The sequence below is a fragment of the Clostridium boliviensis genome (assembly GCF_033342255.1).
Classification (GTDB): Bacteria; Bacillota; Clostridia; order Lachnospirales; family Lachnospiraceae; genus Lacrimispora; species Lacrimispora boliviensis.
In genome coordinates, this window is record NZ_JAWONS010000109.1 from 278,415 (window position 1) to 288,638 (window position 10,224).

A 10,224-nucleotide genomic window follows, 5' to 3' on the forward strand; every position below is an offset into this window, starting at 1 on the left:
ACGGGGTAGAGGGAGGAAAAAGTAATAATCTATGCCCCGGATACCATGTGTATATGATAGATTATATAAATGCTGTGCAGAGGTAAATGGTAGTATAAAATATTTTCAGAAGCTGCCTTTTTATGTTATAATAAGAGAAATGAGGATAGAAGGAGATAAGACAGATGGCATTTACACATTTGCATGTCCATACAGAGTACAGTCTGCTTGATGGGTCCTGCAAGATTAAGGAGCTGACAGCCAGAGCGAAGGAACTTGGGATGGATAGTATGGCAATCACAGACCATGGCGTCATGTATGGTGTGATTGATTTTTACAGGGCCGCGAAGGATGCGGGCATCAAACCCATAATCGGCTGTGAGGTGTACGTGACATCCGGTTCCAGATTTGACAGAGAGCTTGCAGGCGGCGAAGACCGGTATTACCATCTGGTTCTTCTGGCTGAGAATAATCAGGGCTATCAGAATTTAATGAAGATTGTTTCCAAAGGTTTTGTCGATGGATTTTATTATAAACCAAGAGTGGATTATGAGGTGTTACGGGAATATCATGAAGGGGTGATTGCTCTGAGTGCCTGTCTGGCAGGAGAGGTGCAGCGTTATATCGGCAGAGGCCAGTATGAAAAGGGGAAGGAAACCGCTCTTAAGTATCAGGAGATATTCGGAGAGGGTAACTTTTTCCTTGAGCTGCAGGATCATGGTATACCCATGCAGAAAACAGTGAATCAGGGCCTGGTCCGGATGAGCTCGGAGACTGGAATTGAGCTGGTGGCGACCAACGATATCCACTATACTTATGCAGAAGATGCCACGCCCCACGACATTCTTTTGTGTATACAGACCGGTAAGAAAGTGGCAGATGAGAACCGTATGCGTTATGAGGGCGGACAGTATTACTGCAAGTCAGAAGAGGAGATGAAGAAGCTTTTCTCCTATGCAGTCCAGGCTGTAGAGAACACCCATAAGATCGCAGAGCGGTGTAATGTGGAGATTGAGTTCGGAGTCACCAAACTGCCGAAGTACGATGTCCCGGAAGGCTTTGATTCGTGGAGCTATCTAAACAAATTGTGTACAGAGGGCTTTGAGAACCACTATCCGGAGGATGACGGGACTTTACGGGAGCGTCTCTCCTATGAGCTTGAAGTCATTCATACTATGGGGTATGTGGATTACTTCCTGATTGTGTGGGATTTCATTCATTATGCCAGATCCAAAGATATTATGGTAGGACCGGGCAGAGGCTCTGCAGCCGGAAGTATTGTTTCCTACTGTCTTGGGATTACGGACATTGATCCCATACGTTATAACCTTCTCTTTGAACGTTTCCTGAATCCGGAACGTGTTTCCATGCCTGATATAGACGTGGACTTCTGCTATGAGCGGCGTCAGGAAGTCATTGACTATGTGGTAGAAAAGTATGGTAAGGATCAGGTGGTTCAGATTGTTACCTTTGGTACCCTGGCTGCGAAGGGTGTGGTAAGAGACGTAGGAAGAGTTCTGGATATGCCTTACGCCCGCTGTGATGCCATTGCAAAGATGATTCCGGGTGATCTTGGCATGACACTGGAAAAGGCGTTAAAACAAAGCCCTGACCTGCGTAATGCTTATAACGAGGATCCGGAGGTAAAATACTTAATTGATATGTCCATGCGTCTGGAGGGGCTGCCAAGGCACACTTCCATGCATGCGGCTGGAGTTGTGATCAGCCGGAATTCCGTTGACGAATACGTTCCCCTGTCAAGAGCGGCAGACGGAACCATCACTACCCAGTTTACCATGACCACATTAGAGGAACTGGGGCTTTTAAAGATGGACTTCCTGGGACTGCGAACCTTAACCGTGATCCAGAATGCGGTTCTGGCAGTGGAGAAGAACCGGGATATAATCCTTGATATGGACCAGATTGATTACAATGATAAGGCAGTGCTGGATTCCATCGGAACCGGAAAGGATGACGGCGTATTCCAGCTGGAGAGTTCCGGAATGAAGAGTTTCATGAAGGAATTAAAGCCGGAGAGCCTGGAGGATATTATTGCGGGTATTTCCCTCTACCGGCCAGGTCCCATGGATTTTATTCCCAAATACTTAAAAGGCAAGAATGACCGGAATTCCATCACCTATGACTGTCCTCAGCTGGAGCACATATTGGGTCCTACTCACGGATGTATCGTATATCAGGAACAGGTTATGCAGATTGTCCGCGATCTGGCCGGGTACACCATGGGACGAAGCGACCTGGTGCGCCGTGCCATGTCTAAGAAGAAAACCTACGTTATGGAGAAGGAACGCCAGAATTTTGTATACGGGAATCCCGAAGAAGGCGTAACCGGCTGTATCTCCAATGGAATTGACGAAAAGGTTGCCAATCAGATCTACGATGAGATGATTGATTTCGCCAAATATGCCTTTAATAAATCCCATGCTGCTGCTTATGCATTGGTATCCTATCAGACAGCATTTTTAAAATACTATTACCCTCAGGAGTATATGGCTGCATTACTTACTTCTGTTATGGACAATGTGTCTAAGGTCTCGGAATATATCTTAAGCTGCAGGCAGATGGGAATTCCCATACTTCCGCCGGATATCAATGAAGGAGAAAGCGGATTCTCCGTTTCAGGACAGTCCATACGGTACGGACTGTCCGCAATTAAAAGCGTGGGAAAATCCGTTGTGGAGATGATTGTGGCAGAGCGGGTACGGAATGGACTCTATCATGATATAGAAGATTTTATTGACCGTATGAGCAACAAAGAGGTGAACAAGCGGACGCTGGAGAATTTCATCAAATCAGGAGCGCTGGATACACTTCCTGGTACGAGAAAGCAGAAACTTTTCATAGCTCCGGAGCTTCTTGACCAGAGGAGTAAGGAACGCAAGAATACCATGGAAGGGCAGATCACCCTGTTTGATCTTGCCGGTGAGGAAGAGAAAAGCAACTATCAGATCACCTTTCCTGATGTTGGAGAGTTTCAGAAGGAGGACATGCTTGCCTTTGAAAAAGAGACGCTTGGAATCTATGTAAGCGGCCATCCGCTGGAGGCATATGAGGCAACATGGAAAAACCACATTACGGCTGTGACTGTGGATTTCATTGTAGATGAGGAAACCCAGAAAACCAATGTCCAGGACGGAGCTCATGTTACAGTAGGTGGTATGATTACCGCCAAAACCGTAAAAACTACCAGAAACAACAAGATGATGGCATTTATCATGCTGGAAGATCTTGTTGGTTCCGTAGAAGTGATTGTATTTCCAAAGGACTATGAAAGTAAACGAGAGCTGTTTACGGAGGACTCCAAAGTGTTTATTCAGGGAAGAGCCTCTATTGGAGATGATCCGGTGGGCAAGCTGATCTGTGAGCGGGTGATTCCGTTTTCTGAAATTCCCAAAGAGCTGTGGCTGAAATTCCCTGATAAAGAGACGTATGCTGCCGGGGAGCGGGACATCCTTGAACAGCTAAGAGAATCCGAAGGCAATGATTCCGTAATCATCTATCTGGAGAGTGAGCGTGCGAAAAAGGTGCTCCCATCCAACTGGAATGTAGATGCCTCAGACGGTCTTGTGGATATTTTAACCAAAAAACTTGGTGAAAAAAATGTCAGGCTTGTAGAAAAAAAACTTGAAAAGATTGGGAAAATGAATTAGAATACAACATGTACGAAATGTAAAACTTACAAAACAGAGATCCGTGAATCAGGAGGAAGTTACTATGGCAAAACAAGTGAAAACCATCGGCGTATTAACCAGCGGCGGCGACGCACCAGGTATGAATGCTGCGATCCGTGCTGTTGTCAGAACTGCGATCCATAAGGGATTGATAGTAAAGGGGATTATGAGGGGATACGCGGGCCTTCTGCAGGAAGAGATTGTCGATATGAACAGTACCAGTGTATCGGAAATCATTCATAGGGGCGGAACCATTCTTTATACAGCAAGATGTCAGGAATTTACTACAGCAGCAGGCCAGAAAAAAGGTGCTGAGATCTGTAAAAAACATAACATTGACGGTATCGTAGTCATCGGCGGAGACGGATCATTCCGCGGTGCCGGTAAGCTTTCTGCACTTGGAATCAACACCATCGGACTTCCTGGAACAATTGATTTGGATATTGCATGTACGGATTATACCATTGGTTTTGATACAGCAGTGAATACTGCCATGGAAGCCATTGATAAGGTCCGTGATACATCTACCTCCCATGAACGCTGCAGCATTATTGAAGTAATGGGAAGAAATGCCGGATATATTGCTTTGTGGTGCGGTTTTGCCAATGGAGCAGAGGATATCCTTTTACCAGAGCGGTATGACGGAGATGAGCAGGCATTAATTAACCGCATCATCGAGAACAGAAAGCGCGGTAAGAAGCATCATATCATCATCAATGCAGAAGGAATCGGTCATTCCTCTTCTATGGCAAAGAGAATTGAGGCAGCTACCGGCATTGAGACGAGAGCTACCATTCTGGGCCACATGCAGAGAGGCGGAGCACCTACGTGTAAGGACCGTGTTTACGCTTCCATTATGGGATCCAGAGCAGTGGAACTGCTTTGTGATGGCAAGAGCAACCGTGTTGTTGGTTATAAGCACGGTGAATTTGTTGATTTCGACATCCAGGAAGCATTGGCGATGACCAAGGATATTCCGGAAGATCAGTTTCAGATCAGCAAGATGCTGGTTCGTTAATATAGACAAAGATGCATAAAAGGGCGGGACAGCCGAAGGAGTCAGACTCCGGCAGTCCCGCCTGTTTTGCCGTTTACAGATATTCCAGCCAGGTTTTAGCTAATGAGATCCAGTTCTGGCACTGGGGCACGATACACCGGCCATCGTCGCCGGAAACTTCACTGTTAGCCAAAGACAGTCCGTGGCAGCCAGCAGGATAGATGTGCATCTCCACACTGACACCGTGATCCGTCAGTGCATCTGCCAGTAAGTAGCTGTTTTTTACCGGTACCGCATCATCGGTTGAGGTGTGCCATAAAAAGACAGGCGGTGTATGGGCTCCCACCTGATGTTCAAGAGAGACCAGGCTGCGCAGGGTTTCATCTTCTGCATCTGCTCCCAATAAATTAAGGAAAGAACCCTCGTGGCAGCAGGGACCGGAGGAAATCACCGGATACGCCAGAATCATGCCGTTCGGTTTGATATCATCTGGAGTTAACTCCAACGGTTTATATAAAAATTCCTGATTCCAGAATGCCCCTAAACTGCAGGCTAGATGACCACCCGCTGAGAAGCCGCAGACAATGATTTTTTCCGGATCAACCAGCCATTCTTTCGCATGGGAACGGACCAGAGAAACAGCAGAAGCCAGTTCCATCTGCGGATATGGAAATACATCCGGAGCAATGCTATAGTGAAGAACGAATGCATGGCAGCCCATGGATAAAAACTGCATCGCCACCGGTTCTCCTTCTCTGTCAGATAAGTGCCCGTAGCCGCCGCCCGGACAGATGATGACTGCCGGACGCCTGCGGTTTGGAGAGACAGAAATTGAATCTAGGAGATAGGCGTTTAAGTACGCTTTGGCTTTTGATTTCTTTTTTCCTGCCTGGTCTTCTGTAATGCTGATTTGTTCTCTAAACTGATTCATAGATTTGCACTCCTTTTTGGTATCAGATTATACTTTGCCATCTTATCACCGATGCCCTTTTTATTCAACACTTTAATTTTGCAGTCGGGCAGGAATGCCCCGCCAGATAATCTGATTCGTGACAAGGAGGAAAAACCATGCTATGATAAAAAATAAGTTTCACAGATGTACATGGAGGGAAGCGGAATCTGGGAAACAGAAGATACATGTATAAAGAGAGGAAAAGAACATGGATGCAATTGAAAGGTATATCAAAGAACTGATGGAAAAAAGCACACCGGACTGCCCGGTATGGAACATTGAGAAGATTCTCCAGGGAGAGAAGTCCGGCTGGAATTATATTGACGGCTGTATGATCAAGGCGATTCTGGAGATGTATTCTATCACGAAGGATTCTAACTATCTGGAGTTTGCAGATACATTTATTGATTACCGTGTAAAGGAAGACGGGTCCATTGACGGATACGATGTAGAAGAACTGAATATTGATAATGTTAATGCAGGAAAAACCTTGTTTGAACTGTATGACCTGACCGGCAAGGAGAAGTACCGAAAGGCGATTGACCTGGTTTACAGCCAGATTGAGAGAATGCCCAGAACAGAAGAAGGGAATTTCTGGCACAAAAATATTTACCCCAATCAGGTCTGGCTTGATGGTCTTTATATGTGCCAGCCGTTTTATATGGAATATGAGGTACGGTTCAATAACAGAAAAAACTGCGAAGATATTTACAGCCAGTTTGCCAATGTAGCAAAGGATATGAAGGATTCTGAAACCGGACTTTACTATCACGCCTACGATTCCTCCAGAGAGATGTTCTGGTGCGATAAAGTGACAGGACTTTCCCAGAATTTCTGGCTGAGGGCACTGGGCTGGTATGCCATGGCGCTTTTAGATACCATGGATAAGGATGATCATAAGGAACAGGATTCCTTACTTCAGATGAAAGAAGCGTTCCGTTCACTGATTGATTCCATGTTAAAATATCAGGATCCAACCGGTATGTGGTATCAGGTGGTCAACTTAGGCGGCATGGATAAAAATTATCTGGAAACCAGCGGAAGCGCAATCTTTTCCTATGCAATCTTAAAAGGGGTTCGTTTGGGTTACCTGCCAAAATCTTATGCAGAATACGGAAAAAAAGCGTTTGAGGGAATCTGCCGGACCTATCTTCATATAGAAGAAGGAAATATGAGCTTAGGCGGAATCTGCCTGGTAGCCGGACTGGGAGGAAAAGACAGGAGAAGCGGAACCTTTGATTATTATATGTCTGAGCCTGTGGTAAAAGACGATGCCAAGGGCGTAGGTCCGTTCCTTCTTGCATATACTGAGATGAAACGGTGCGGCTGGCAGTACCAGCTGTAAGAAAAGGGGAATGAGGCGGAGCTGGCCTCATTCCCTTTTTAACTTAAACTGTTCTGTGCAAATTTCTTGGGGGAAATTCCCGTCTTCTTTGTAAAAGCTTTAAAAAAGTTGCTGTAATCATTAAAGCCGCACATGCTGTAGACTTCGTTTACACTGTATCCACCTGCCAGCAGCGTCTGTGCCAGCTCGATTCTCCTGGTTGTGATGTAGGAATTAATCGTAGTTCCTGTCCCCTTTTTAAAAAGTCTGCAAAGATAAGAGGTGCTTAAATAAAAATGGGCTGCGATCTCTCCAATACTTAAGGAGGAATCAATGTTGTGATGGATATAAGTGATGATATCTGCGACTTTGCTGTTAAAATACTGTCTCTGTTCTTCTGATTGTTCGCCCAGTGCTGCGTCTGTTGCACATTTCGTTAAAAATACCATAAATTCTGCAAAAGCTGATCGTTCTTCCACATCATGGCCAAAGCCGTCCTCTGCTGCCAGTTTATTAAAATAATAGGTGAACCTCCGCTGCTGTCCCTGGCTTAAATGGACCCGGTGGGAAAAGCCACCCGGGCGGTGTGTAAAACAGTAGGTTAAATCCGTATGCTCGGTGGAAATCGATTTTAAGTAATCCGGATCAATAAAAACAGCATACCGTTCATGAGGGATGGAAGATTCCATCTGAAGGATCTGGTGCTTCTCCCGGGGGTTAATCATGAATAAATCGCCAGGTTCTATGCGGTAATTGTTTTCTTCAATCAGGAAAGTCCTACCGCCGCTGATGGAAAAGTAAAATTCGCAGCAGTGATGGCTGTGCATGCTTAAAACCGTGCTTTCCTTATGCAGATGGGCAATAGAAAAATAATGGCTGTCAAAACAGCGGTCAATTCCGTCCGAATATGAAGTAAGTACTTTCATTATTTGCATTCTCCTTGGCTATTAGTACTAAAATAATAGCACAGGATGTCAAAATATGCAATATTTTGAGCTGTATTTGAAATGAATTATACGCTAATAGATGTTATAATATTAAAAAAGTGGAGTGTAAGCGCTTACGCAAAAGTACAACATTTTATATAAAAATGCGGAAACATTTACATGGAGCTTTAAAGAACTCATTTATGAGGGAGAAAAAAAGGAGAGAAAAAGATGAGAAAAATCAAACAGTGGACAGCAATGGGGTTAGCGACTGTTATGGCAATGTCTCTATCTGCCTGTGGGTCAAGCAAGAACACTGCTGAGACAACCACTGCTGCACCTGCAGAAACAACTGCCGCTGCAGCAGGAGAAACAGCAGCAGAAACTGACACGACTTCCGGAGAGCCGGTAGAACTTAAGTTTTCCTGGTGGGGCGGCGATTCCAGACATGCTGCTACAGAAGAAGCAATCAAAGCTTTCATGGCTAAATATCCGAACATTACTGTAACTCCTGAGTACGGCGCATGGACCGGATGGGAGGAGAAACAGTCCTTAAATATTTTAGGCGGCAACGCTGCTGATGTTATGCAGGTTAACTGGAACTGGATTGAGTCTTATAGCCAGGGCGGAAAATCTTTCGCAAACCTGGAGGATTACTCAAGCGTTCTTGATTTAACACAGTTTTCACCAGAAAGCCTGGATCTTTGCAAGGTAGATAACAAATTAATGGCAGTTCCGATTTCTTTAACCGGCCGTCTGTTCTACTGGAACAAGACCGCTTTTGATGAGGTTGGTGCTGCACTTCCTACTGATCTTGATTCCTTATACAAGGCAGGAGAAGCATTTAAGGCAAAAGATCCTGAGATGTATCCGCTGGCACTTGGCGAATATGACCGCATGATCCTTATGGTTTACTACCTGGAATCCAAGTACGGCAAGAACTGGGTAGAGGATGGCGCAATTAACTATTCCGAAGATGAAATTAAAGACGGTATGGACTTTATTACAGGACTGGAAGAGAAACATGTAATTCCGACTCTGGCTACTATCAGCGGTGATATGGCTGATTCTCTTGATAAGAATGCAAAATGGATTGACGGCAAATATGCTGGTATCTTTGAGTGGGATTCCTCAGCTTCCAAGTTCAAAAAAGCTCTTGAAGGCAGCGTTAACAAACCTGGTCAGGAATTCGTAGTTGGAGAATTCATTAAGATGGGCGACAACAACGGCGGATTTACAAAGATCTCCATGGCATTTGCAGTTGCTGCAAGCTCCGAGCATCCGAAGGAAGCAGCTATGCTGATCAACTTCCTGTTAAATGATGAAGAAGGCGTTAAGATCTGTTCCACTCAGAGAGGTATCCCATGCTCTGCTAAGGGCTTAAAGATTCTTCAGGATAACAAGCTTGGTGATCCTCTTACCATTGAAGCAAACACAAAGGTTATGAACTACAGCAAGTTCACTCTGGACAGCAAATTTGAGCACAATGACTTAAAGGCTAATCCAGATGGTGTTTACTACAAAGTATTTGGTAAGTTAAGCTCAAAAGAACTGGATTCTGCAGCAGCAGCAAAAGAACTGGTTAAGGGTGTTACTGATACACTTGAGAACTAATTTTCTTTCAAATTAAGATAAGATATTTTCATAAGAGCCGCCATAGTTCTATGGCGGCTCCCATAAAGAAAAGGGCAGACAAAACGTCATGGATTGCAAAAATGAGACATTAAAACCATATCAGCTTATGGGAGCAGTACAAATGTATGGTGCGACTGGAGAAGATGAGTACAAAGAATATGTAATGGCTCATCTAAGCAGACTGGAGACTGCACAAGGGATGGCAGTAAGTCTGCCGGAACAGGATTATCCCGCTTATTTTTTCGCTTTGGACCAAACTGGTCATGAGAAATACAGACATAAGATAGAAGATGTCATGAAAACCCCGGAGTGGACTTTGGAGCTCATGCCGTTTATAACAGCGTATGATACGAGATACAAGAGTAAAGAGCATTATAATGATATTGTGGTAAAGTTTCGTAATAAAGAGAAGTTTATTGGTAAAGATATGGTATTACTGATTGATACGATTGCTCAGATGTCAGAAGAGATCTATGAATATTATAGGGAATTAAGGGATTTATTTAAGGTTATAATCAAGGAGAAGATGAAAGACCTCCCCCATTCTTCTGAAATGATAGAAATTGGTTATTCCATTTTGAAAGCATGTAACATTGGAGTGCTGCAGAAAGAAAAATACGGTAATTTCGGGGAACTTGTATGGGAAACTATTTCGGGGATTGATAATAAAACAGATACAGATTTATATGAGATGATCTGTGCGCAGCATATAATTTTTAATT

6 protein-coding genes and 1 pseudogene are annotated in these 10,224 nt (G+C 44.4%); 5 read left to right on the forward strand and 2 right to left on the reverse strand.

What is annotated here, in order from left to right; translation table 11 throughout:
• Positions 1 to 164 precede the first annotated feature (164 nt).
• Both RZO55_RS07780 and pfkA read left to right on the forward strand, forming a co-directional pair.
• Positions 165 to 3,647, forward strand: coding sequence for a DNA polymerase III subunit alpha (locus RZO55_RS07780; RefSeq protein WP_318063709.1), 3,483 nt, complete (start codon positions 165 to 167; stop codon positions 3,645 to 3,647).
• Positions 3,648 to 3,711: 64 nt separating this feature from the next.
• On the forward strand, positions 3,712 to 4,686 hold the full coding sequence (gene pfkA / locus RZO55_RS07785; RefSeq protein WP_318063710.1) for a 6-phosphofructokinase: 975 nt from the start codon (positions 3,712 to 3,714) through the stop codon (positions 4,684 to 4,686).
• A gap of 73 nt (positions 4,687 to 4,759) precedes the next feature.
• On the opposite strand, the gene RZO55_RS07790 is transcribed toward pfkA, so the two are convergent.
• Positions 4,760 to 5,596 carry an alpha/beta hydrolase gene (locus RZO55_RS07790; protein WP_318063711.1) on the reverse strand — a complete coding sequence of 279 codons (837 nt, stop codon included), beginning with the start codon at positions 5,594 to 5,596 and terminating at the stop codon, positions 4,760 to 4,762.
• Positions 5,597 to 5,825: 229 nt separating this feature from the next.
• Between RZO55_RS07790 and RZO55_RS07795 the strand changes: the two genes are divergently transcribed.
• A complete protein-coding gene (locus RZO55_RS07795) occupies positions 5,826 to 6,962 on the forward strand; it encodes a glycoside hydrolase family 88/105 protein (RefSeq protein WP_318063712.1) in 1,137 nt (378 codons plus the stop codon).
• A gap of 38 nt (positions 6,963 to 7,000) precedes the next feature.
• Here the strand turns inward: RZO55_RS07795 and RZO55_RS07800 are convergent, their stop codons facing one another.
• On the reverse strand, positions 7,001 to 7,867 hold the full coding sequence (locus RZO55_RS07800) for a helix-turn-helix domain-containing protein (protein ID WP_318063713.1): 867 nt from the start codon (positions 7,865 to 7,867) through the stop codon (positions 7,001 to 7,003).
• A 231-nt stretch (positions 7,868 to 8,098) separates the two neighbouring features.
• On the opposite strand from RZO55_RS07800, the gene RZO55_RS07805 reads away from it, so the two are divergent.
• Both RZO55_RS07805 and RZO55_RS07810 read left to right on the forward strand, forming a co-directional pair.
• Positions 8,099 to 9,481, forward strand: coding sequence for an ABC transporter substrate-binding protein (locus RZO55_RS07805; protein ID WP_318063714.1), 1,383 nt, complete (start codon positions 8,099 to 8,101; stop codon positions 9,479 to 9,481).
• Between the two features lie 88 nt (positions 9,482 to 9,569).
• A pseudogene (locus RZO55_RS07810) lies at positions 9,570 to 10,224 on the forward strand (hypothetical protein); the annotation flags it as partial.

Excerpts from the sequence above, each read along its gene's own strand:
- pfkA (WP_318063710.1), top strand. The coding sequence starts at position 3,712 with ATGGCAAAACAAGTGAAAACCATCGGCGTATTAACCAGCGGCGGCGAC.
- RZO55_RS07800 (WP_318063713.1), bottom strand. The coding sequence starts at position 7,867 with ATGAAAGTACTTACTTCATATTCGGACGGAATTGACCGCTGTTTTGAC.
- RZO55_RS07780 (WP_318063709.1), top strand. The coding sequence starts at position 165 with ATGGCATTTACACATTTGCATGTCCATACAGAGTACAGTCTGCTTGAT.
- RZO55_RS07805 (WP_318063714.1), top strand. The coding sequence starts at position 8,099 with ATGAGAAAAATCAAACAGTGGACAGCAATGGGGTTAGCGACTGTTATG.
- RZO55_RS07795 (WP_318063712.1), top strand. The coding sequence starts at position 5,826 with ATGGATGCAATTGAAAGGTATATCAAAGAACTGATGGAAAAAAGCACA.
- RZO55_RS07790 (WP_318063711.1), bottom strand. The coding sequence starts at position 5,596 with ATGAATCAGTTTAGAGAACAAATCAGCATTACAGAAGACCAGGCAGGA.